Annotated in this window: 18 protein-coding genes, 1 pseudogene and 2 CRISPR repeat arrays; of the genes and pseudogenes, 4 read left to right on the top strand and 15 right to left on the bottom strand. The window is 47.7% G+C overall.

The window, feature by feature from the left end; genetic code table 11:
- Positions 1–52: 52 nt before the first annotated feature.
- The 15 genes from EP181_RS00435 to EP181_RS00370 all read right to left on the bottom strand — a co-directional run bounded on the left by EP181_RS00435 (position 53) and on the right by EP181_RS00370 (position 19177).
- Positions 53–2806, bottom strand: coding sequence for a methyl-accepting chemotaxis protein (locus tag EP181_RS00435; protein ID WP_127469907.1), 2754 nt, complete (start codon positions 2804–2806; stop codon positions 53–55).
- Positions 2807–3176: 370 nt separating this feature from the next.
- Positions 3177–4261: a CRISPR direct-repeat array (repeat unit 32 nt; unit sequence GTTTCAATCCACGCGCCCGCGGGGGGCGCGAC).
- A gap of 11 nt (positions 4262–4272) precedes the next feature.
- The gene (locus EP181_RS00430; protein ID WP_232023545.1) at positions 4273–5190 is read right to left on the bottom strand and encodes an IS3 family transposase; all 918 of its coding nucleotides are present in this window, start codon (positions 5188–5190) and stop codon (positions 4273–4275) included.
- A 14-nt stretch (positions 5191–5204) separates the two neighbouring features.
- Positions 5205–5504, bottom strand: a complete 300-nt coding sequence (locus EP181_RS00425) for a transposase (RefSeq protein WP_127469905.1) — start codon at positions 5502–5504, stop codon at positions 5205–5207.
- A gap of 108 nt (positions 5505–5612) precedes the next feature.
- Positions 5613–9223: a CRISPR direct-repeat array (repeat unit 32 nt; unit sequence GTTTCAATCCACGCGCCCGCGGGGGGCGCGAC).
- A gap of 284 nt (positions 9224–9507) precedes the next feature.
- The gene (locus EP181_RS00420; RefSeq protein WP_232023449.1) at positions 9508–9699 is read right to left on the bottom strand and encodes a hypothetical protein; all 192 of its coding nucleotides are present in this window, start codon (positions 9697–9699) and stop codon (positions 9508–9510) included.
- Positions 9677–10021, bottom strand: a complete 345-nt coding sequence (locus EP181_RS00415; protein ID WP_127469904.1) for a type II toxin-antitoxin system RelE/ParE family toxin — start codon at positions 10019–10021, stop codon at positions 9677–9679. The genes EP181_RS00420 and EP181_RS00415 overlap by 23 nt, the downstream gene beginning before the upstream one ends.
- Positions 10022–10051: 30 nt before the next feature.
- Positions 10052–10345, bottom strand: coding sequence for a CRISPR-associated endonuclease Cas2 (cas2, locus tag EP181_RS00410; RefSeq protein WP_127469903.1), 294 nt, complete (start codon positions 10343–10345; stop codon positions 10052–10054).
- An 11-nt stretch (positions 10346–10356) separates the two neighbouring features.
- Complete coding sequence (gene cas1c, locus EP181_RS00405) at positions 10357–11376, bottom strand: type I-C CRISPR-associated endonuclease Cas1c (RefSeq protein WP_127469902.1); 1020 nt, start codon at positions 11374–11376, stop codon at positions 10357–10359.
- Positions 11357–11995: a CRISPR-associated protein Cas4 gene (gene cas4, locus EP181_RS00400; RefSeq protein ID WP_127469901.1), complete on the bottom strand. Its 639-nt coding sequence runs from the start codon at positions 11993–11995 to the stop codon at positions 11357–11359. The genes cas1c and cas4 overlap by 20 nt, the downstream gene beginning before the upstream one ends.
- 2 nt (positions 11996–11997) lie before the next feature.
- The gene (gene cas7c / locus EP181_RS00395; RefSeq protein ID WP_127469900.1) at positions 11998–12867 is read right to left on the bottom strand and encodes a type I-C CRISPR-associated protein Cas7/Csd2; all 870 of its coding nucleotides are present in this window, start codon (positions 12865–12867) and stop codon (positions 11998–12000) included.
- A complete protein-coding gene (gene cas8c, locus EP181_RS00390) occupies positions 12867–14672 on the bottom strand; it encodes a type I-C CRISPR-associated protein Cas8c/Csd1 (protein WP_127469899.1) in 1806 nt (601 codons plus the stop codon). The genes cas7c and cas8c overlap by 1 nt, the downstream gene beginning before the upstream one ends.
- Entirely contained in the window at positions 14669–15349 is a 681-nt protein-coding gene (cas5c, locus tag EP181_RS00385) for a type I-C CRISPR-associated protein Cas5c (protein ID WP_127469898.1), read from the bottom strand. The genes cas8c and cas5c overlap by 4 nt, the downstream gene beginning before the upstream one ends.
- Before the next feature lie 35 nt (positions 15350–15384).
- Complete coding sequence (gene cas3, locus EP181_RS00380; protein WP_197723382.1) at positions 15385–17397, bottom strand: CRISPR-associated helicase Cas3'; 2013 nt, start codon at positions 17395–17397, stop codon at positions 15385–15387.
- 11 nt (positions 17398–17408) lie between these two features.
- A complete protein-coding gene (locus EP181_RS12580; RefSeq protein WP_197723381.1) occupies positions 17409–17648 on the bottom strand; it encodes a CRISPR-associated endonuclease Cas3'' in 240 nt (79 codons plus the stop codon).
- Positions 17649–17719: 71 nt separating this feature from the next.
- Positions 17720–18685, bottom strand: coding sequence for a helix-turn-helix transcriptional regulator (locus EP181_RS00375; RefSeq protein ID WP_127469897.1), 966 nt, complete (start codon positions 18683–18685; stop codon positions 17720–17722).
- Between the two features lie 144 nt (positions 18686–18829).
- Positions 18830–19177, bottom strand: coding sequence for a putative quinol monooxygenase (locus tag EP181_RS00370; protein ID WP_127469896.1), 348 nt, complete (start codon positions 19175–19177; stop codon positions 18830–18832).
- Positions 19178–19234: 57 nt separating this feature from the next.
- Here EP181_RS00370 and EP181_RS00365 point away from each other — a divergent pair, with 57 nt between their 5' ends.
- From EP181_RS00365 to EP181_RS00350, 4 genes and pseudogenes are all read left to right on the top strand, one after another.
- Positions 19235–20119 carry a methyltransferase domain-containing protein gene (locus EP181_RS00365; RefSeq protein WP_127469895.1) on the top strand — a complete coding sequence of 295 codons (885 nt, stop codon included), beginning with the start codon at positions 19235–19237 and terminating at the stop codon, positions 20117–20119.
- Between the two features lie 145 nt (positions 20120–20264).
- Positions 20265–23123 (top strand): monovalent cation/H+ antiporter subunit A, encoded by a 2859-nt coding sequence (locus tag EP181_RS00360; RefSeq protein WP_127469894.1) that lies wholly within the window; start codon positions 20265–20267, stop codon positions 23121–23123.
- Positions 23123–23563 carry a Na+/H+ antiporter subunit C gene (locus EP181_RS00355; protein ID WP_127469893.1) on the top strand — a complete coding sequence of 147 codons (441 nt, stop codon included), beginning with the start codon at positions 23123–23125 and terminating at the stop codon, positions 23561–23563. Before EP181_RS00360 ends, EP181_RS00355 begins: the two co-directional genes overlap by 1 nt.
- Positions 23563–25173, top strand: a pseudogene (locus EP181_RS00350) (monovalent cation/H+ antiporter subunit D). Before EP181_RS00355 ends, EP181_RS00350 begins: the two are co-directional and overlap by 1 nt.

Genomic DNA, 25173 nt, shown 5'->3' with positions numbered 1-25173 from the left:
CGAGTGAGATTGTGCATTCACTCATACAAAGGTCTCTTTAATTAAATCAATTTTAAAACTCATTCCACTCATCTGAGTTTTGTTGCGAAATATTGACGACAGGTTTTTTAATACCCGCCACTGAGGCTTTTGGCAACGCTTTAATAACATTGGTTTTTAAAGCCGTTGCCTTATGACTGGAGGCCGGCGCATCAAAAGCACTGGCTTTTGCTCTAATAACGCCGCCATTAGCGATGTCATTTTCTAATGCGTTAATTAAATTAATGACCTGGTTGCTGTACTCTTCTAATTTAGCCATTTCATTATTGGCTTGTTCTATGTCCCCAATGTCTTTTATGTCCATAATTCGGCCAATAAACGCATGCAACTCAGCATGGCCTTTTTCTAGCGCTTGATACGTGTTTAAAGAGACGTAATCTTTACCATGACCGTAAATCCATTTACCCAATGCACACTTAGAGCCGTCCGACGCAGTGGCTCTATCAAATACAATATTAACGTCATTAATATAAGCACGCACTTTTACACGCCATTGGCGATGCGCGCGCCGTGCAGAGGCAAAGTCAAAATTACCCGTTTTTAACGCCGTACCTAAACTAATCAAGTTGCCGTTCACTTTAAACTGCGACACATTGGCGTTCATTAAAAGTGCCATCTCTCCAAGCTCATCAGAGGTGGCGGCAGACTCTTCAACCAACGCCGCATTTTGCTGCACGGCACTGTCAATGGCCGTAATGGCTTGATTTACTTGCGAAACACCTTCGGCTTGCTCATGGCTAGAGCGCGCAATTTCTTCAATGACTTTATTGACTGTCTGAATAGAGCTGGCAATTTCATTGAGCGCATTGCCCGAACCTTTTACGTGTTGCGTGCCTTCGGACACTTTTTTTACAGTGTCTTCAATGAGTATTCTGATTTCTTTAGCGGCACTGGCAGACTTACCGGCTAAATTGCGCACTTCACTCGCCACGACGGCAAACCCACGACCATGATCACCCGCACGCGCCGCTTCGACTGCAGCGTTAAGTGCCAGTAAATTAGTTTGAAACGCAATGCTGTCAATAAGCCCAATAATGTCGTTAATTTTTTGACTAGAAGCGTGAATTTGTTCCATTGAGGCAATGGCATTGTTCATAACCAATACCCCGTTTTCGGCTTCTTTTTTAGCTGTCGCCGTAGAGGTTTCTGCTTGGTGCGCGTTGTCGGCATTTTGGCGAACGGCCGCGGTCATTTGCTCCATACTCGCCGCCGTTTGCTCTAAAGCAGCCGCTTGATTTTGCGTACGATCATTTAGATCGGTGCTGGCATTTTTAATTTCATTGGCGCCATCGGCTACCGATTGAGTGGCCACTTTGGTTTGTGCCATCATGGATGCCAGGTTGTCTACCGCCACGTTTAAACTGTCTTGTAATACAGCAAAACGTCCCAAATAAGTGCCATCAATATGGTTGGTTAAATCACCCTCTGCCAAACTCACACCAACCGCCACAGCCGCATTTATAGGCTTTTCAATGGTTTCTAGCATGTCATTCATGGCCGCCGCTAACTCTTTGGCTAACCCAGTTACCTGTGACAAATCAATGCGCTTGTTAAGCAAGCCGTGCTTGGCCGCCTGAACCGCGCCGTTTACATCACGAACCAACTGCACTTCTTGAGTTTTATCGCGCCATTCGGCCAAAGTGGCCGTTCTAACCCCTGCACGATTATAAATTGGAATGGCGTTTACTTCTAAATGCGTATTTCCCAAGTTAATACTGGCCAAATGCGGTGCGGTAATTTTGTTGAGTAACCCCCTTTGATGACTGGGGTCTTTGTGAAAAATGTCAATATTTGCGCCCAGTAATTCATTGGCATTAAAATTTGGCAAATAATGCTGTAAGGTCGGTTGCGCGTCTGCCATAAAAACTTTCATGTTGTCGTTCATGTATACAATCGTTAAATTGGCGTCAGCAATCATAATATTACTGGACACCTGATCAATGGCCACTTGCAATTGCGCAGCTTGATCTGCTTTGGCGTGGCTGTCTTCTATGGCGTGTCTAACCGCTATTGAGCTTGAAATAACAGGATTAATCAATTTGCCAAAAAAATGTTTTGGACGTGAACAACTCATGGTGATAGGTTCATTAGCCGATACGTGACGCAATGCAACCCTGACTGATCGCTGACCTTTTAACTCAGACAATCCATATAAAAAAGAAACACTGAGCATAATCACCGACAGAAACGCTAAGATTAATGGATTTAACCCATCGTCAATGCCAACGGTTAACAAAGGGATAACGCTAAAAATAAGTGTAAGGATAGACAATTGCCACTGTGGGTTAAGTTTGCTGTAAAAATTTAACTCTGACCAATTAACACCGCTGTAAACCTTGCCATATTGTATTTTTTTAAGGCCGGCATTAATGTCTTTATACGCTTGTTCGGCCTCATTTTTTTCGGTCTGCGTTACCTCGGTTCTAAACGAAATATACCCAACAGGTAAGCCATTTTCAAACACAGGCGATACATTCGCTCTCACCCAATAAAAACTGCCATCTTTACGACGATTTTTAACCAATTGTGACCAAATTGCTCCCATTTTAAGGGTTGTCCACATGTCTTTAAACACCGCTTCGGGTACGTCTGGATGACGTACCATATTATGGGGCTGGCCAATAAGCTCACCACGGCTAAAACCACTTACAATTTCAAAGGCATCGTTTAAATCGGTGATTGTGCCGTTTAAATCGGTATTAGAAACCAAAGTAAGCCCTTTAGGAACAGCGTACTCTTCTTGAAGAATTGGGTGATTTTTTCTCATTTACAGCACTCTTATTAAGGTTATGATTTTTTACTGATACTAATGCGAAACTTGACGCTTATCAAGATAATTCGTAACTTGATCACCCCCAATTATTGAAAAGCCAGCACAAAATTTATTTATCCTAAGTAAACGTTATTAAAGAAGTTTTATAACCCAGCGTTGTTAAGTAATACACGAACTTTAAATTAACGTTGGTGCATGGGTTATATGCTTAATATCAAATCATTAAATCAAAGTCCAAATTAGCCTTATGAATTTTATGGTTTTTATGGCTTATAAAGTTATGACCAGGCCTGGTCAATAATCAAACAAAAATTTAAACCCGCGCCCGATGCGGGTAATGGTAGGCGGCCATTTTCAGAGAGCAGTTTCAATCCACGCGCCCGCGGGGGGCGCGACCTCAAGCCAATCAAGCGAGTCAATCACGCAAGTTTGTTTCAATCCACGCGCCCGCGGGGGGCGCGACAAAGCTACAGGGTCCCGCACACAGCATTTACTTGGTTTCAATCCACGCGCCCGCGGGGGGCGCGACTAAACCTGCTGAATATGTTGGCAAAACTTATGATGTTTCAATCCACGCGCCCGCGGGGGGCGCGACGCGAAATCGTATTTTGTGACCCTAGCAGACAGCCTGTTTCAATCCACGCGCCCGCGGGGGGCGCGACATAGTCACGTATTTTATAAAGGCGAACTCAAATGTTTCAATCCACGCGCCCGCGGGGGGCGCGACAAAGATGCGCATACTTTGCGTGCGTGAGTTTCAGTTTCAATCCACGCGCCCGCGGGGGGCGCGACCACCGACAGGGTAATGATGCACGAATCCTTTCGAGTTTCAATCCACGCGCCCGCGGGGGGCGCGACCGCACTGCATCAAACCGTACCGTATGGCTACGCTGTTTCAATCCACGCGCCCGCGGGGGGCGCGACATTACAACTGGATCAATAACAGCAGCATAAGCAGTTTCAATCCACGCGCCCACGGGGGGCGCGACAGGCATTACAGGACGGCCGATTGACCGATCGCGAGTTTCAATCCACGCGCCCGCGGGGGGCGCGACCTAACTCGTAAATGTAATTAGTCCTAAACTCATGTTTCAATCCACGCGCCCGCGGGGGGCGCGACTGTTTTTTGTAATCCGTTTTAACCGCTTCGGCACGTTTCAATCCACGCGCCCGCGGGGGGCGCGACCCAGCCTGTATATACATATCACGAACATGTTTAGTTTCAATCCACGCGCCCGCGGGGGGCGCGACTCAACGCCCTTGGAAGCCGTGTAAATCCATGGCTAGTTTCAATCCACGCGCCCGCGGGGGGCGCGACACGGTAGTGGGGTGGTATTTGGTGCAGCAGGAAGTTTCAATCCACGCGCCCGCGGGGGGCGCGACCGCCTAGTGCTTGTACTTTTTCCTTGTTATCTGAGTTTCAATCCACGCGCCCGCGGGGGGCGCGACTGTCTGGACTGTCAACCCTTTTTCGTACACAAAGACGCCCATTTTTTATCTAAGTCCTTCATGGCTTTGATCCATTGATTTTCATACTCTACTGGCGAGTAATCGTCATTGGTACTGTGCATTCTTTTGTGGTTGTACCAACCAATATATTCGGTCACATCGTATAATGCTTCTTTACCCGTGCTGTAGGTTGTCCGATACACTCGTTCCTTTTTCAAAGAAGCAAAAAAACTCTCTACCACCGCATTATCCCAACAGTTTCCGCGACGGCTCATGCTGGGTTTTATGCCCCAGTGTTTGAGCACGTTACGATAGGCCTTGGAGACAAACTGACTGCCTTGATCCGTATGAATAATCAACCCGCGCTTGGGCTTTCGGCTCCACAACGCTCTCATTAAAGCGGTTTTCACCAGTTGGGCACTCATGTGTTTATCCATAGCCCAGCCAACCACTCGGCGTGAATAAAGATCGATAAACACGGCTAGATATTGCCAGCCTTCCAGCGTGCGGATATAGCTAATGTCGGCGACCCATTTTTGATTCGGCCCTTTAACATTAAATTCGCGCTTGAGTACATTGGCCGCAATCCGGTCATCGTCAATGGCCGCCACATTGCGATTACGGTAACGCTGGCGTGTGACGACTTTTAACTCTAAGGCGTTCATACGCTCAATAATATGTCGGCGACTGACGATGAGCTTATGCTTGCGCTTGAGGGCGGTTTTAATGCGTCGCGCACCAATGGTGTTTTTGTAGTCCTCGACCATCTTCGTGATGTGCTGATCTAGTTCGTTTAATCTATTCTGTTGCTGAGCTTGCTTTTTGGCGCGCTCAGGCTGCGATTGAAGATGACTGGTGTAACTACTGCGTTTGAGATCCATTAATCGGCACAGTCGGCACACTCCATAGTGGGCTTTATGTTCGTCTATCCAGGCGTACTTTGCTACTTGTGAACCGCAAAGTACGCCGCCGCCTTTTTTAGGAGTTCAACGTCCTCCAATGCACGAGCGAGTTCGCGTTTGAGTTTGCGGTTCTGTGCCTCTAAATCGACTGGTATTGCGACAACCAGTTTAGTTGAAGCTTTATCAGGATTATCACGACGATGTTTATCAACCCAACCGTAAAGAGTGTTGTCTTTTATGTCTAAATCTCGGGCGATTTGTGCCACGGATTTTGAACCTTCTAGCGCCATTTCAATGGCTTGCTGTTTGAGTTGGTCGTCATAGCGTTTTTGATGTTTCATGTTCAATTCCTATTCGTATTTTTTAAGTCACATTTTAACGTGTCTTTGTGTACGAAGGATTGTAGCCAGTCCAGTACGATATTTCGACCCGCTGGACACCTTTCCGCGAGTTTCAATCCACGCGCCCGCGGGGGGCGCGACGCGGTTGATCCAAAGGCATAGATAAAGAAATAGGTTTCAATCCACGCGCCCGCGGGGGGCGCGACCCGGACTGTGGCCGGCTGCACACGTTGGAGTTTAGTTTCAATCCACGCGCCCGCGGGGGGCGCGACGGGATTGAGGGGTTAAGATTTCACGATTTAAGGCATGTTTCAATCCACGCGCCCGCGGGGGGCGCGACTCCTATTTCCTTTAAATGGTGTAATAACGATGGCGTTTCAATCCACGCGCCCGCGGGGGGCGCGACTGCATAGAACGCCACTAAATAAAGGTTTGGGTTGGTTTCAATCCACGCGCCCGCGGGGGGCGCGACTTTAAAAGGTTTTCAATGGGTGACTAGTCTTGAGTTTCAATCCACGCGCCCGCGGGGGGCGCGACAAGCCGTTGAGCGTGGCCAAAGGCTGCACAAAGATGTTTCAATCCACGCGCCCGCGGGGGGCGCGACATACCGCCTACGCGCTCAATCATGTTAACCATGTGTTTCAATCCACGCGCCCGCGGGGGGCGCGACCCGACAAGTACAAGCCGCAACTAATAATCAACGTGTTTCAATCCACGCGCCCGCGGGGGGCGCGACTGTTTTTATCAAACGAGCACCAACCGGTCGTGCTAGTTTCAATCCACGCGCCCGCGGGGGGCGCGACTTGACGCAATTGTTGGCCGTGACGTTTACATTTGGTTTCAATCCACGCGCCCGCGGGGGGCGCGACATGGCCTCTTTTGCAAGCGGTTGGAGGTTGGAGCGGTTTCAATCCACGCGCCCGCGGGGGGCGCGACTTGTTGCCTTATAGTTGCCTTTAGGCTACTATTGTTTCAATCCACGCGCCCGCGGGGGGCGCGACGCTTTTCTTTAAAAACATCTGAACAGGATTCTAAGTTTCAATCCACGCGCCCGCGGGGGGCGCGACTACGGCGTTTTTTTAACCGTAAAAACTTATAATGGTTTCAATCCACGCGCCCGCGGGGGGCGCGACCAAAACGTGGTAGGCCGACGCGGCCGCGACGTTGTTTCAATCCACGCGCCCGCGGGGGGCGCGACAAGGTTGCCGTATGAGCCAATTAACCTCACCCCTGACGTTGTTTCAATCCACGCGCCCGCGGGGGGCGCGACGTAGATACGACAACCCATGCATTGTCGATGCGGAGTTTCAATCCACGCGCCCGCGGGGGGCGCGACTGAATACGATCCCCTACCCTTCCTCATTCCCTAGTTTCAATCCACGCGCCCGCGGGGGGCGCGACTCGACTTTCTTCACACTTGGCGTAATAATCATAAGTTTCAATCCACGCGCCCGCGGGGGGCGCGACGCAATACCCTGCTGCTGTTATTGGGTGTAACGTTTGTTTCAATCCACGCGCCCGCGGGGGGCGCGACGAAAGCTCATAGGTGCTCCTCGCGTTATTCTCAATGTTTCAATCCACGCGCCCGCGGGGGGCGCGACGGTTGGGGTCCGACCCTATAACGACTTCGTCATAGTTTCAATCCACGCGCCCGCGGGGGGCGCGACAAAAGGCATAAGCGGCATGGGTAGGCCGCTGGTAGTTTCAATCCACGCGCCCGCGGGGGGCGCGACTAACGCCATGAAAAAGCAAATTGATAAAAATCTAGTTTCAATCCACGCGCCCGCGGGGGGCGCGACCTTAGCGCGCGGTATGCGCTCTAAAGAGTTTGAAGTTTCAATCCACGCGCCCGCGGGGGGCGCGACCGTGCTGTTATTAGTAAACAGCACCATGGGCGCTGTTTCAATCCACGCGCCCGCGGGGGGCGCGACGACACGTTTAACCCAAAAATAAAACGCCTTATCACCGTTTCAATCCACGCGCCCGCGGGGGGCGCGACAGTGAATGGATTAACGCCCCAGCCGCCCGTGGTAGTTTCAATCCACGCGCCCGCGGGGGGCGCGACCTGAATCTGTTCTAAAAGATGGAAGCGACTTTAAGTTTCAATCCACGCGCCCGCGGGGGGCGCGACGCACATAGCAACCGAGGCTCTCGTGCCATACGCAAGTTTCAATCCACGCGCCCGCGGGGGGCGCGACTATCAGATTGATGAAGTCTTAGCCAATCGTGCTGTGTTTCAATCCACGCGCCCGCGGGGGGCGCGACTATTCTTTGCCCCAAACGGGTTGGCATACGAAATTGTTTCAATCCACGCGCCCGCGGGGGGCGCGACCTTTGGCGCAATGGCTAAAAAGACCAGTAAGCTAGTTTCAATCCACGCGCCCGCGGGGGGCGCGACCGCGCCTTACAGCGCGGCGGCGACCAATGGCACCGTTTCAATCCACGCGCCCGCGGGGGGCGCGACGATTTAACCCCAGACGACAAAGACGTCATGGGTCAGTTTCAATCCACGCGCCCGCGGGGGGCGCGACACCAGCCAAGTTCAGCAGACCCAGCAGGCCTTAGTTTCAATCCACGCGCCCGCGGGGGGCGCGACCACCCAAGCGTTTAAGCACACAGTGGGTTTTGTGGGTTTCAATCCACGCGCCCGCGGGGGGCGCGACGGCAACGACTTCTATTCCATACGACCAAATGCTCGTTTCAATCCACGCGCCCGCGGGGGGCGCGACTACATACCAGCCATGCCTAATGGCCGGGTACATGGTTTCAATCCACGCGCCCGCGGGGGGCGCGACAGGATAGCCGTTCGCTTGAAACAAAGTACGCTGTTGTTTCAATCCACGCGCCCGCGGGGGGCGCGACCTCTTGGTTTGTCTTCTCAACCGGAGGAGGCGGAGTTTCAATCCACGCGCCCGCGGGGGGCGCGACTCAATAGCTACTGTAGCGATAGTTGATTCCATTTGTTTCAATCCACGCGCCCGCGGGGGGCGCGACTGGGCGGCGACAACTACAAAAACCTAGGACTTTATGTTTCAATCCACGCGCCCGCGGGGGGCGCGACGGTCCGCAGGGTACCGGTAAAAGCCTATTTTGGGTTTCAATCCACGCGCCCGCGGGGGGCGCGACTTCCGCAAATGTGGCCAAATTCGCCCGTACTATTGTTTCAATCCACGCGCCCGCGGGGGGCGCGACTCTTTGGCTACTTGTGCGACGTGTTGGGGTAGGTCGTTTCAATCCACGCGCCCGCGGGGGGCGCGACCTAACGCGCAGGCGGAAAGTGTAGCTTTGGTTTGTTTCAATCCACGCGCCCGCGGGGGGCGCGACAGCCAGTATCATTGTTGATAAAACCGTAAGGTGGGTTTCAATCCACGCGCCCGCGGGGGGCGCGACAGAGTACAACGCTTAACTCAAAGCACTTGCCGCGTTTCAATCCACGCGCCCGCGGGGGGCGCGACTGCGGTAATTCAAAACGCACTAGAATCATCACGAGTTTCAATCCACGCGCCCGCGGGGGGCGCGACGGCGGTGCTTATGTTGGTTTGCCGTTGTTATTAGTTTCAATCCACGCGCCCGCGGGGGGCGCGACTCGTATGAGCGGCCAGGTATTGCCACTCAGGACGTTTCAATCCACGCGCCCGCGGGGGGCGCGACGAAAATGATAGTTTCGCAATGTTTGTTTATGTTTTAGTTTCAATCCACGCGCCCGCGGGGGGCGCGACTGCTTATGTTTTAAGGCTAGTAAATCGTTAGGCTGTAGACGGGAATTCGCTAACCTTAAAAATAGGCGTTTGTATTTTAACAAAATTAATATTTTAAGAATCAATAATTGCCAATTTTAGGCTGTTTTGGCTTATCGCTAAGGTTCCGGGTTTTTAAAGAGCACCAGGGGTTAGCGCGAGCTAAAAAGGCAGGTTAAATTAAGAGTACTGCAATTGAATTTTAAACCCGCAGGCGTGAGCGTATTTTTGTAGGGTCTTCCAGCCTGGGTTACCCGTGCCGGACTCTAACCTGCTAATATTACTTTTTTAGTGCCAATTTTTTGCGCAATTTCTTCTTGGGTTAGACCTGCTTTTTGGCGCATATCAACCAAGACTTCAATCAACTTAAACTCTTCTTCAAGCGCGTCATATTCCTTTTTAAAATCAGGTTGTTGCATTAATTCACTTTTTAATTCATCTAATGTCATCATTTGCATGTTCAATCTCCTTTTGACGTTGTCTTGCAATCTCCAAAATAGTTTTTGGCGTCTTCTGTGTTTTTTTAACAAAAGCATATAAAACTACAATCATCTTGCCTTTTTGATAACAAAATAGGCTTCGGCCAATCCCTTCTGTCCCTTTTGCTCGGATTTCAAATAACCCTTTTCCCATCGGTTTCGTCATTGGCTCACCTAAATCAGGACCTTTTATCTGAATCACTTCAAGTAACTTCACCATCCTACTTCGAATACCAACAGGCATTTCACGAATGTCGTTTTCTACACCCGTATAGAATTTTATTATCCACTCTTTAGACATAACTCACCCTTGTTATCATATAGGATAACTTTATAATATCAACGTGTCTTGAAAAATATCCAGTGCTTTTTTAGCACCATGATGCTCAACCTTACTTCGCCATTTAGTACCCAACATATAAAATCGCAAACTGTCGGCATCTTCATTATAAATTTCGAGTAGTTTGGCTTTTAATGCCACCCATTGCGCTGGGTCAATTTCGCACTCAAACACCGAATACTGTACGCGTACGCCATGATCCAAACAAGCCTTTGCAATGTGACGCAGCCGACGTTGTCCACCTGGGTCATCAAATGAAATATCATAAGTAATTAAAACCATCATATTGATTTCTCCTAACGCGGAACAAAGGGAGGATACTCTGCCAAATCGCCTCGTAGATGACGCGCTAGCAAAAGTGCTTGTACATGGGGCAATAAACCAATAGGCACATCTTCATTTAAAAATGGATGCTTTACCGTTTCTTGCTTGCGGTTTTGCAAAGCAACTAGCACCGTTTTTCGCGCATCGTCTTTTAATTTGACTGCGCCGCTGGCTTCTATCACAAAGTCATTGGCTTTGATTTGTTTACGGTTAATTAAACTTAACACTAAGCGATCCACCAACCATGCTCGAAACTCTTCCAGAATATCTTGCGCTAAACTGTCACGACCAGGCCTGGTCTGGTGTAAAAAGCCCATTTGCGGATCAAGCCCAACACCTTGCAACGCGGCACTAATGTCATTGCCGACCACACTGTATAAAAATGAAAGCAAGGCGTTTACTCTGTCTAATGGCGGACGACGGCTTCGCGTATTAAATTCAAACCCCTCACCGACCGATGGCAAAATCAATTCGTCGAATACGCCAAAGTAAAATGCGGCGGCTTCCCCTTCTATGCCGCGAATCGAGTCTAATTGTATGGCTTTTTGTAAACGCCCAAGGGCAGAGTTAATTTGAATAATCGCTTGATTAACGGATTTATTTTCAGCGTAATTTCGTAAATGACGATATAAAACTGAACGCGAATTAGTCAATTTGGCGGCAATAATATTGCGCGAAATTAACTCTGGTTTAAGCTCGGCGGTTTTGTATTGCGCCTGTCGCAACAACACGTTTCCCGTTTGCTTACCTTGTAACCGCCCCAAAAACCGACCGTACTCGGTAAAAAACGCCAAATGCACGCCATTTTCACCGCAAAACCCCATTAAAAATGGCGATACCATTACGTTTCCAAAACAATAAATAGCCTGGATAGCATGAATCGGCACTTGCATAGCCTTTTCTTTTTCGACCTCGATCACTAAGGTTTCGCGCTCTTTGTGTAAGTAAGCCCCTTGACGGGTTATGTAAAGGCTATTTTGCAGTTTCTTCATCGGTGTTCTCCTGATAAATCGCCTTTACATAAGCGCGGCTGGCGTCGCGGAATGTTAGCTTAGGATTGCATAAGTCGTAGAGTGAGCAGGCCTGGCACTTTTTTTCATACTTGGCTTTGGGGGTTTGACTGGAATTAAGCAATTCACGGGTTGAATTAATAATATTGAACGTTTCTTGCCGAAGCTCTGGGGTGAGCTCTACTTGGTGACGATGGTGTGTTTGCCAATACCAAATTGCTCCATGTGGAACATCTAACCCCAACATCTCCTCCAAACAGAGAGCCTGGGCACAGAGTTGAATTAAATCAATATGATCTTGCTTGGGTTTGCCACGCTTGTATTCAACCGGAAAACAGGCTCCGGTGGTGATTTCCACCTCCACCAAATCCAACTTTCCGGTTAAACCGAGCGTTGGGGCAGAGACTTCCACCCCGCGCTCGTAACGAATCCCCTTACGGGATTCGGGTAAACCATAATCAACCCGCTGATGCAGTTGCTGGCCTTGTGCGGTAAGCCAGTTCTCCGACCAGGCCTGCTCATTATGAATGAGTGCGCACTGACGCGGACAAAAGGCATAATGCTGTAATGCCGACAAAGGGATTAAACGGGTATCGGGCATGGCTAGAAGATCTCTTTGGCTTCAACACCCATTTCTTTTAAACCCTCTTGATTCAGTTGTATAGCATAGTCTTTGAACTCACTGGCAGGCGTACCTTCTTCGCCATTAACACGCTCAACTGTGACGCGTTCAAACAATTTATGCGCGGGCGCACTACCTAAAGCATTGTCATGTTTAAACACGATCAACTTACGTGCTGACATTTCGCCACGTGCAGCAGAATGGTCGTGTTCAAACATCATTTCCAATGACTTCCAAACCTTTTCTAAGTCGGAACTTGAAAAGCCGGTTTTTTCGGCTAATTTGGCTGAAACAAAACCATGCACCCGATACAAACCATAAGGCACAATGTGCTTACGCCCCATAGTGCGCTCTTTTTCTAAATCTTTTTCGTTGGTTACCGCCATACGGGTAATCGATATTTCTAATGGAATAATTGGATCAATAGATTTAGCAAACGCCAACTGTAAAGGCCCGCGTACTTGGCCTGAATTCACTTCGGTTGTCATTACCGCACCAAAGGCTCTAACATCGAAAAAGTTAGCGCACATCCAATCCGTCACGGCTTTTGCTTTTTCCTGCTCTTTAGGTAATTTTTTGGATTCAGATTTAATTTCCAAGGCATCATAGGCTTTTTGATTTTGACGGTTCAAAACGCCCTTTTCTTGAACGTAAATATCATAACCAGGCGTTTGCTCTTCACTTAACTGAATATAGTTTCTAATTTTACGCTTAAGACTGACATCAGTAACAAGCCCCTTACTGGACTCGGGATCAAGCCGGGGCATATTACCCGCGTCTGGGTCTCCATTTGGATTACCGTTAATTACGTCAAAAAAATACACAAATTCATAGCGGTTTTGAATAGTCATTATTCTTCTCCTTCAGAGATTAATTCATTAGTTTCATCTTTGATTGCATTGACAAAGCGCGCATTCTTTTGATGATAATAACCAATCGAAAAACGGCCTTGGTTTTCAATCGAAAAATGGCGAGGAAATTCAGTTGGCAATTGCGACATAATTTGCCCCAACTCTTTTTCTAAATTAAAAGCCCAGCCTGGCCTTTCTTTACGAATCTTCGATAAATGGTGCTTACTACCTGATAATAGTCTTGGATAGACTGAATAAGGCACGGTTGAAGCCGAGGCATAATATTTGTCTGCAATCGTGGCATTAACCTTATCGCCTAATGCACCTCGCTGAATATTTTCTAACACCGCAAACAGTCTGCCGAGCAAATAAGCAGGGTTGGTATTGGATTCGTCTAAACTCATTGGAATCTCCTCTTTGGTTAATTGTTTTCTAAACTCTCTTTGTAAAACGGCTTTAACCATTGCGACCCGTAAACCATTTATGTCGCCATCCGAACGAAACCGTGATAGCAATTGAGCAAGTATCGCTCTAGGGTAGCGTTGCCCGGTTAAAACCGAGCGTATTAACTCGCCGGCTAAATGCGCTGGTACATCTTCAATTTTGTTTTTTTGCCCTTCCCGATGCGGAACTAATTGCATTAACAAACGCCAAATTGAAGGCGGTGTTTTCCAGGGCAATGGGTCTAGTGCTAAATCTTGGAAATGCTCGGACAGTTTTTGTTGAATATAACCAAACTCGGTTTGCAACCAAAAGCGAATTGAAAGTCGCGCCGCATTCGGTGCCAATCCCAAAATAAAAAACTGAGTTTTAGGATCTAGGTCAGGTGCGATTTCAGACAAAGGGCGACCCTTAGCCAACTTTTCAATTTCAACTTGTAACTGAACTGTCTCTGACTCGTCAGTTGCCGACTGTGGATTAAAGAAGTTCATAAATAAGGATTCGGCTTTTTGAGCCTTTTCAGTTTTATCCGCCTGCGCCCAAAATACGATAGTCGTATCCCCCAAACCGATACTTTGTCTATTTTCGCGACGTAACAAGTAATTTAATGCTGTTGTGTAGGCAAATGCAGCTTGTTCAGATACAGGGGCATTTACCCCCTGCTCTTTACCATAAGACTCAAATGAATCTTTATTGAATGAAACAATTGACACGCCTGAGCTTTGACCTCCGGAAACCCCTTTAATAGATGGGTGTAATCTTGAAATGGGTTGCTGCTTGCCTGTAAGCAAACACATGGCTTCTTTGCCATCTTCTGACTTTAGCTGTGACGACCAAATTTCTTTTGCCTCAATAGATTCATGGATAAATTGGCGAACCCCATCCAATCGAAACACAACATTTGCGTCTAAGATGTCTGAAGTTAAAACAGAAGACTCAAAATTTTCTGGTTGCCAATTCTGCAAAAATTGGAAAACCGCTTTTAGACCCTTATCCTCTGTCTGACTCAATAGTGACGAATGTGTATCCCGAAATGCTTCAAACGTAACTAAAGACAATTCAAAAACAACCTCAGTTTTTTTGTCTTTAGGCAATGCTATACCTAATACATAAGCTGTTTTATCCCACAAAAAATTTGGCTTAACGCCTGACGTTCTTTTTTCAGGTCTTGGCACCGCCATAAACTTAGGCCGCGGTTTTTTTTCATCGGTTAAGTTTGGTACAACGTCCACCAGCTCACCTTTTTCAGAAAGCACAAGAATATAGCCAATCTTTTCTTCGCTAAAACCGTAAGCGGGTACTTTTGCACCATCGCTGGCATTGGCTAAACGATCATAATATTGAGTCAAAGCCATTAATATCATTGCACCACCTCCATTGCATTAAAGGGAGGGACTTCAATCACACCATTCTTTAATTCCGCTCTAAAAAACTTAGGTTCGGCATTATTGGCAAAATCAATATCGTGCAACATCCAACCCAAATCCTTAGATACATCAACTAAATCGGAAGTAGGAAAGCCATCATCCGTTTCAATCAATGCAAAATAGGCGGGGAATTCACGATTGCCTAAGCACGGCTGATGAAAATACTGCCCCCTACGTGCGCGGCGGTTAAAAATATCGAGATGTTTACCAACTGAGTCTTCACTGCCGGCTTTATCGGTCAATTCAAAGTGAGCCTCGATCACATATCCGACATCTCTAAGCAGCGTTGTGGCTCTTTGTTGACGATTGTCACCGTCATCAATCAAAAAGTATAAATCCTGCGTTGTTTTCCTATTCATGGCCCCGCTTACTTTTGAAGCCGAAATTTTGCAATTACCCAATTCATTGCGCCGAATCGATTCAAAACGCACCGGCTTTAAAACATGGATCCGATCTACCACCCAACGTATTGAGGGCTTCCAGTGAATCGCTTCTAAAATGCCACGCGCTGCCGATGGTGTAATCACGTCGTAAGATACTCGTTCCACCTTCATCTCTGGTCGTGTAAAACACGCATAATCACCCCAAATATGCAGTTTAATTCCGTAAGCCATTAATTTCTCCTCCATTAATCCACGCCAAACGGCGACTAAATAACTGAACTTTCTGCTTTGATAAATGACGGATCATTCCAACTTATACCAAACTCTTGATCATAAATATCATGGTTAATCAGCTCCCAAAATTGGTCTTCAAACCGATGCGGTGCAACTGTCTGAATCGCTCCCGCCATCTGTAATGCCTCAAAGCCTTTCATAGGAATTTGCACGATATAAGGCTGGAGTTTTCGCAACACTTTACCCACCTCATCCGTTATTTTGAGTTGCGCCAATAAAGATTCTGCTTCCTCGTCAAACGGCACAAAAATTGGATGCATAAAACTTTCGATCATCCGAAACTCTTTCGCAATGGTCTGAAAAGGAAAAGTCATCTTAGGCGCGTGATCCTGATGCATTTTCATTAACCGCTTTTGATCTAACTCATCACCCTTGCGCCAATAGACTTCCGAAAAATATTCTTTAATCGCTTGCTGCCCTAGCAGGTTGTCATAACCGCGACGAAACACCGAACGCATACCGGCCGCCAAGCCGTCCAATTCCGGCGGAATTTTCCAATCGGGTGACTTGAACACCCAAGCATGACTGTCTTCTTTGGTTTTTAAACGCTCGCGGTTACAGCGCCCAGCGGCTTGGGCTATGGAGTCCAGTCCAGCTTCGGCACGCATAACGCATGGAAAGTCAACATCAACGCCCGCCTCGATTAACGAGGTTGAAATCACTCGGCAGGCCTGGTTGTTTTTCAATCTTTCACGAAGTGTGTTTAGAGTTTGAATACGATGCGCGGCACACATAAGGGTTGTGAGATGAAAAACGCCTTCAACCTGCCTTCCCTTGAGCGCTTGAAATAAAGATTGTGCATGACGGCGGTTATTAACAATAGTTAGAATTTGTTCATTTGCCTTAATCCGCTCTAATAATTGCTCATCTTCCAACTCGCCTAAATGGCTAACGCTGACCAAGCTTAATTCTTCAAAAAGCCTTGCAGGATTCGGCGCAATTTCACGCACATTTTCAAACCCCTTATCAAAATCTGGCGCGCACAGTGCAGGTTGGGTAGCCGTACACAGCACCACAGAACATCCATAATTGCGAGCAAGCTCATCAATCACAGCCATTACAGGCTTAAGAAATTTAAGCGGCAGAGTTTGCGCTTCATCCAAAATAATCACACTGCCGGAAATATTATGTAACTTGCGGCAGCGCGAAGGCCGATCCGCAAATAAGGATTCAAAAAATTGTACTGCGGTGGTCACCACAATCGGCATATCCCAGTTTTCCATAGCCAATTTGAGCTTATCTTGCGTATCTTCATTTTTGATACGCCTATCATCAAAGTTACTATGATGTTCGAGCACAGCCGCTTCGCCCAACTCACCAAACGCCTCACGAAAAACCTTAGCATTCTGTTCAATAATGCTGGTAAACGGAATCACATAAATCACGCGACGCATACCATGCTGCAAAGCATGATCCAATGCAAACGCCATAGAGCTAAAAGTTTTACCGCCTCCTGTTGGCACGGTGAACGTAAACAGGCCTGGTGACAAGTGCGAACGCTCACGCGCGGTAGTTAAAATGTCTTGGCGTAATTGATTGACCTTGGTTGGTTTGCTATTGGCTGACTTATCTTGAAGATAGGCATCAAAAACGAATTTCAAGTCAACCAACTCTGGATACCCGCCTCGCAACCAAGGCTTACCCTCTAATTGCTTATAAAACTTATCTGTATCTACAAAGTCGGCATCCACTAAACAAGAAAAAATCATGCGGATTAAAAATGCGAACTGAAAACCATGAATGCCCTGATCAGGGTGAGGCTGAATTTTTGGTGAAAGTTGATTTACTTCAGGTAAAGTCAATTCTTTGCGCCAAGCCTCATTATCTAGCTGGCATAACTCTTTACCAAGAGTTTGTTTTAAACGCGCTTCAAGCGTACTCCGCCCATCACCCTCATTAATTCCATTGGCTAAACCTGCATGATGACCAGCAATGGCATAAGCTAAAAATTTATAAAATGGCCAACCAAACAATTCATCTGGCAAAATTTCAGATGCTATTTTTGCACCAGCGGTAGCGTGGTCAACTTTTTAGGTGAACCGCCTAAACGCGCCTGAAATTCTGAGGTGTACTTTCCCAAGTCATGTAGCAAACCTGCCAAATAAGCCAGTTCTTCCGCACCAAAATAACGTGCATTATGTTTGGCAATGTTTGCAACTTCATGCAAATGGTCTTGCAATGTCTGCCAATCTGATTTATCTGGATTCTTACCTGAGTGCCCATAATATGTATTCATTTTTTTCCAAAAAGTCTTTGAGTTGCAATGTTATTTAAGTATATCAATCGATTGGGACAAAACCTGTCCCGCTAATTTTCTGCGTACAGCGCCAGTGTTTTTTGTAGGGTTTCGTGCACTTTTTGGCGCAGCTGTGGCGGGCTGATGACTTCTACTTCTGCGCCGTATTTAAGAATGTCCTGAATCAGTTCTAAATCTTCTTTATAGGGCAAGGCTAATTGGTATCGGCCGTCTTCTAGCCATTCGGTTATTTGTTTTGGGTGCCATTGTTGGTCTTTGATCCAGCGGGCTTGGTAGGCGCTAAAGCGTATAATGGCTACCTTGTCGGCCTGGCCGCTAAAGATGCCGTAACTGGATTGAAAATAGGTGTTTAACGCTTCAAAATTGGCTAGCCGTGCTTTTTGTGGAAGGATTTTTGCGCGCAAAATGGCTTCTAAAGAGAAGCTGCGTAAGGCATTTTGTTGGTGGCAATGGGCGTCCACTAGCCATCGGTCGCGATAGCGAACTAATTGATAGGGTGATATTTCGCGAAGCTTGATGTGATCAGTGCGACGATTCCAGAATTCAATTTCTAGTTTTTTCTGTTGAGCGATGGCCGTGGTAATTTTATTAAGCAGTTGACTGTCGACTGACGGTTGCGCAATGGGAATAATTTTAATATTATCAATGAGGTTTTGACTTTTTTCTTTGGCACCCAGCATGTTTAATATAAGCGGCTTTACCTGCGCAAAATGCTCGGCTAATAAGCCTTCTGCCAAAGCATCAATCATCTTATAAAGCGCCAGTAATGAAAAAAGCTCTTCTGAGGTAAACCAATAGCCTTCGTGCTCTATTTGTTGTTGCCTAAGTTCATCAAGGTGAACCTGTCCGTTTAAAATAAACCAGGGAGCTGATCGTTCCATGACCAGCTCGTCAATGTCTCGGCGTATTGTTTTAACCGAACAGGCCTGCTGTTGCGCCAATAGCTTTAAACTTAGCGGCCGCTTAGTCTGTTGCAGTTGCTTTAATAACGCTCTTTTACGCTCAAATTTGTGCATTGGCCAACTCGTATTATTACCCGCTACAAATATAAGCTAAAAAACTTATTTTGTAGAAATATCTACACTTATATTTTTGGCAATCAAGACACCAAAAACGCATTAACCTCTTGACCAGGCCTGGTCAATTTAATTTTTATTACTTTATATTTTCGGGGCGTCGTAGTCTTGCGGTTGATCGCTGTAAACGCAGACGTTCCATTGGGCGGCTAGGCCGTTGGGGGCTAGGCAGTAGGTGTTAAAAAAATCGACGATTTCTTGGCGTTGGCAATGGGCTTCAAAGGCGGCCATGTTGGCCCATATTTCGTTAAACACAATAGGGTAGCTGGTGCCTGTGGCAAAGGGGCTGGCAATCTGGCGGGTTACGCGGTATTGCAGGCAGCCGTCTTCTCGCAGGGTGTTGGGTTCTAGGCTTTGCAATACGCTAAACAGGGCGTTTTCTTGACCGGGTTTGGGGTTAAATTGGGCTAAACAATAGACTTTGGCTGACATGATTTCTCCATCACTTTACAATAGGGGTTTTAAAACAGCTTATAAGTGTACCCGAGCATGCCTAAAACGCCACCGAGTTCTTCGCCGTCTTCTAACAGTTATTCTGCCAGTTCTTCTGCCCATCAAACCACGCCCAACAACGTAGCGTGCGATCGCAATTTTGATAAATTGGTGCATAAGTTTGAGTCTAAAGTGTATGACACGCTTAAAGGGGAATGGCGTTTAAAATTGCTTAAAGAAGACTTGCAGAGGTTTGTAAGCGATTTGCCAAATATACCCAACTTACCAGGCCTGGTTAAAGCGCCATTAACCGTGTGGGATGCCGGGTGTGGTTTTGCGCAGATGAGCCAATGGTTGGCGCAATCTGGCCACCACATTACGGCGTGCGATGTGTCGCATCAAATGTTGATGCGCGCGCAAGAAAATTTTAAACAGGCCAACCTTTCGGCTACGTTTTTAGAGGGCGCGGCGCAAGCCTTAGCGCCCACCTTACCGCAGTTTGATTTGGTGCTGTTTCACGCTGTTTTAGAGTGGTTGGGCGAGCCAAAAGCCACGCTCAACACGGTGGCCAATCAGGTTAAACCTGGCGGCCATTTGTCGCTGTTGTTTTACAACCGCAATTCGGTGGTGATTCGCAACACCTTAAAAGGCGCATGGCGTTTGCAAAGTTTGCTTACCGACGACTACATGGGCAAGGGCAAAAAACTCACTCCACCCAACCCGCAAACCCCCGAAGAAGTGTGCCAATGGCTGGCCGATTGGGGGTTTGAAATTAAAGTGCATACCGGCATTAGAATTTTTCACGATTACATGACGCCCGAGGCGTTGGCGCAAACCGATTTAGACGAGTTGTTTGCCCTCGAATACCGCTATTGTCGCGCCCCCACCTTTAGAAATATGGCGCGTTATGTGCATGTTTTGGCACAGCGTAAAGCCGATTAATGTTGGCTTGATTGTAACTGGCGGCTTAAATTGTGTTGACTATCATGGTATTATCTAGCCCTTTTAAAATATCAATTATTGTTTTACAAACAGGCTAACGCACCATTTTTACATTTTTTAAAGCCTCAAAACCATCGGATAACGCATGACTTTACTCTCATTAAACCTTCCTATTGTGGTGTTACTGCCGTTTATTGGGGCTATTTTTGTTGCCTGGTCGGCGCGCTTTCACCGCGTTGCATCGGCTTGGACTGCCGCGCTAGTAACGGCGTTGTCTTTGGCTTTTTTAGCCCCGAGCATGGCATTGCCATTTACCGGTGAAACGTTAATTCAGAGCTGGCAATGGATGCCCAGCATTGGGCTAGAATTTGCCTTTAGACTGGATGGATTGGCGTTATTGTTTGCGTTACTGATTTTAATCATTGGCTTATTGGTCATTATTTACGCCCGCTACTACCTGTCCGAAAAAGATTCCATGGGGCGATTTTTTGCCTACTTGCTGATGTTTATGGGTTCTATGCTCGGCATAGTACTGTCCGAAAACCTGCTGCAATTAGTGGTTTTTTGGGAACTCACCTCGCTCACCTCGTTTTTATTGATTAGCTATTGGCAGCATCGCAAAGAGGCTCGTCAAGGCGCGCGCATGGCTCTAACCATTACCGGCGCTGGCGGGTTAGCTTTGTTGGGTGGCGTTCTTATGCTGGGCAATATCGTGGGCAGTTACAACCTAACCGACGTGTTGGCCGCAGGCGACTTAATTCGTGCACATGAATTGTACGTGCCTATTTTGGTGTTGATTTTATTGGGCGTGTTTACCAAGTCGGCACAGTTTCCGTTTCATTTTTGGTTGCCACACGCTATGGCCGCGCCCACGCCGGTGTCGGCGTATTTGCATTCGGCCACCATGGTTAAGGCCGGTATTTTTTTACTGGCGCGTTTTTTTCCCGCATTATCGGGCACGGCAGAGTGGACGTTTTTAGTAGGCGGAGCGGGTTTAATTACCCTTCTTATTGGCGCGTATACCGCGTTGTTTAAGCACGATTTAAAAGGCTTATTGGCTTATTCTACAATCAGTCACTTGGGGTTAATTACCTTGTTATTTGGCTTTGGCACTCAGTTGGCGGCCGTGGCGGCGATTTTTCATATTATTAACCATGCCACCTTTAAAGCGTCGTTGTTTATGGTGGCGGGCATCATCGACCACGAAACCGGCACACGTGACATGCGTAAACTCAACGGCTTGTTAAAGTACATGCCTCACACCGCCGCCTTGGCGATGATTGCCGCGGCCGCAATGGCCGGTGTGCCGTTGTTAAATGGTTTTTTAAGCAAAGAGATGTTTTTTGAACAAGCGGTCAGCTCGGCCAATGCGTCGGTATTGGCATGGGGCGTTCCGGTATTGGTGACCTTGGCGGCGGTGTTTTCGGTGGCTTATTCACTGCGCTTTATTCATGACGTATTTTTTAACGGCGAACCCATCGATTTACCTAAAACCCCACATGAACCGCCACGCTTTATGAAAATCCCCGTCGATTTATTGGTGATTGTCTGTTTGGCCGTGGGCATTGTGCCTATGTTTACCGTCGCCCCCATTTTGGCGGTGGCAGTGGCAGGCACTTTGCAAAGCACACCACCCGAATACAGCTTGGCCATTTGGCACGGTTTTAATGTGCCCTTAACCATGAGTGCGGTGGCGTTAGCCTTAGGTGTGGTGGTGTATTTACTGCGCAAGCCTTTGTTTGCGTGGCACGAACGCACTTTAGCGCATTGGGATGCACGCATTATTTACAACGCGTTAATGAACGCGCTTATGTTTATGGCGCATAAAGTAACACGTGGTTTTGACAAAGGCTCGCTGCAGTTTGCCTCAGTTTGGGTGATATTAACCGCCTTAGCGGCAGGCTTTATTGGCTTTGCTAGTTTTGACGCTCCCCTGTTGGGTACGCGTGAATTCTTACCCATTGAAGGGGTGACCGTTTTGGCGGTGTTGGCCTTGGTGGTGGCCAGTGTGCTTACGCTTGTATGGCATCAACAACGTTTGGTTTCTTTGATTACCTTAGGGGTAGTAGGCCTGGTGATATCACTGGGGTTTGTAAAATTTTCGGCTCCCGATTTGGCTCTTACTCAATTGTCGGTTGAGGTGGTAACCATTATTTTACTGTTGCTGGCATTGTACTTTTTACCGCAAAGCACACCTTCGGAAACCAGTCGTTTTAGACTGGGACGAGATGCCCTTATTGCACTGGCATCGGGTGTTTCGGCCAGCTTGCTAACCCTGGCGGTGTTAAGCCGTGATTTTGCGCCTATATCAGAGTTCTTTATTCAAAACTCAGTACCCGGTGGTGGCGGTACCAATGTGGTCAACGTTATTTTAGTGGACTTTAGAGGCACCGATACCTTAGGCGAAATTGCGGTATTGGCGTTAGCCGGTCTGGGTATTTATGCCCTGTTACAAGGCATGAAACTGCCCGCGCCCACTCACAATACGCAAGGCATTGCATGGAACACCGACCACCATCCGGCTATTATGAAAACCCTTACCCGCTTATTACTGCCGTTGATGATATTAGTGGCGGTGTTTATTTTCTTGCGCGGGCATAATTTACCCGGTGGCGGCTTTATTGCCGGCTTAATTGCCGCCGTAGCCTTAATTGTGCAGTATTTGGCCAACGGCATTGCCTGGACCAACGAACGCTTAAAAGTGGGCATGCAAACCGCCATTGGCGTGGGGCTGCTTATTGCCACAGCCACCGGCTTGGTGGCTATGAGCTTAGGGTATCCATTTTTAACCTCTACCTTTAGCCATGTGCATTGGCCCGTGGTGGGCGAGTTTGAAGTGGCCAGCGCCATCGCTTTTGACCTTGGCGTGTTCTTAGTGGTAGTAGGTTCTACGGTATTAAGTTTAGTGCAGTTAGGCAAACTTAGTCATCATTCGCACAGTGCGGTGCTAAACAAGCCTGCCGCTCAACCCACCCACTCATCTACGCATTTGGGAGAATCATAATGGAATGGTTAATTGCTTTCGTGATTGGCGTATTAACCGCCACGGGCGTTTTTTTAACCTTAAGAGCTCGTACCTTTCCAGTGGTGCTGGGGCTAACCTTATTGGCCTATGCCATTAACGTCTTTTTATTTGCTATGGGACGTTTAACCATTGGCCAGCCGTCGGTGATTGATGCCGCCGCCGCTGGTTACAGCGACCCACTACCACAAGCATTGGTGTTAACCGCCATTGTAATTGCCTTTGGAATGACCGCGTTTTTAATTGTATTGGCGCTAAAAGCGCGTGGCGAATTGGGCAACGATCATGTAGACGGCCTGCACCTAGCGCACGATGAAGTGGCCAATGACAATACATCCAGTCAATTAAGTGCGCGCGTTACACCCAGCGCTAAAACCACCTCACGTTTAGCCGATTCTTGGGCTAACAAGGGAGAAAATTAATGAGTCACTTAACGGCTTGGCCGGTCTTTTTGCCCCTGTTGGTGGGCGTATTTTTATTGCTTGCGCGCTTAGGCGGCTTAAACCTTCAACGTGCGGTAAGCGTATTGGGTGTAATCGGCCTGGTTGCCTTGTCGGTCGCATTGTTATTTGCCGCCGTGGGTGGCGAGCATCACATTTATTTATTGGGCAACTGGGCGGCACCTTTTGGAATTGTGCTGGTTCTCGATCAACTCTCGGCACTGATGATTACCCTTACAAGCGTATTGGCGCTAGGGGCGGTCTTGTATGCAATCTTTACCAATGTGGATAAAAAAGGCGCGCATTTTCACGTGCTGTTTCACCTGCAATTGTTTGGCTTAAACGGTGCTTTTTTAACCGGTGACGTGTTTAACCTATTTGTATTTTTGAAGTATTGCTGTTAGCGTCGTACGGTTTACTGTTGCACGGCAGTGGTCGTCTACGTACCAAAGCGGGTTTGCACTATGTGGTCATTAACCTAATTGGCTCTACGTTATTTTATTTGCCGTGGGCGCGTTATACGGTGTATTGGGCACGCTTAACATCGCCGATATGGCCGCTAAAGTCGCCATTGCCCCACCCGAAAACTTAGGCGTTATTGCCGCAGCCGGTTTGTTGTTACTGGTGGTGTTTGGCATAAAAGCCGCCATGTTCCCACTGTACTTATGGTTGCCCGCTGGCTACGCCAATACCTCGGCACCGGTGGCCGCGTTGTTTGCCATTATGACCAAAGTGGGTATTTACGCCATTATAAGAGTGCATGGCACCGTGTTTGGCATTGATGCCGGCCAACTGGCGGGTCTTTTTGCCCCTTGGGTACTGGGATTAGGGTTAGTGACGTTGTTTATGGCGGCCTTAGGGGTTTTGGCGGCGCGTGGTTTAAAAGAACAAGTGGCGTATTTGGTTTTGGCTTCGGTGGCCACTTTATTAATTGGCGTGGGGCTTAACAGCCCTGCGGCTCTTAACGCCACGCTGTATTATTTAATTCACTCGACCTTTATGGCCGGTGCGATGTTTTTATTAGCCGACATTATTACGCGTGGAAGAGGTTCGTTTGGCGACCAGTTTTGTGAAGCGCCATCTATGCAAAACGCTATTTTAGTAGGCTCGGTCTTTATGTTTGGTGCTATTGCGTTAACCGGATTACCACCGTTGTCTGGCTTTTTGGCAAGGTATTCATTTTAAACAGCGCCCTAAGTCATCCGTGGTTTGGCGTTATTTTAGCCGTGGTGTTAGGCGCAGGTTTAATGATGATTATCGCTATGGCGCGCAGTGGCTCTTGGTTGTTTTATCGCACCCTGTCACCCATTAAATCAACCGACAAACTAACCACAACACCTCATCAAGCTGCGTTAGACCAAGGCTCAGCACTTAACAAACCCGCCATGGCGGTGGTGTTGGCGCTGTTTTTAACCAGCCCAGGCCTGGTACTGTTTGCCAATCCAATCAGTGCGTTTACACAAGCCAGTGCAGTACAACTGTTTAATACACACGCCTACATCAACGCTGTGCTAAGTGCCGCGCCGGTTAATCAAACGGTTCAAGATGCGCAAAGCATGCAAAACTCACACACCCCTGGGAGCAACCAATAA

Origin of the sequence: Thiomicrorhabdus aquaedulcis, from assembly GCF_004001325.1 — a bacterium.
Taxonomy (GTDB): domain Bacteria; phylum Pseudomonadota; class Gammaproteobacteria; order Thiomicrospirales; family Thiomicrospiraceae; genus Thiomicrorhabdus; species Thiomicrorhabdus aquaedulcis.
Note: the sequence above shows the minus strand (reverse complement) of the source record. Positions and strands in the feature narration are given on the sequence as shown.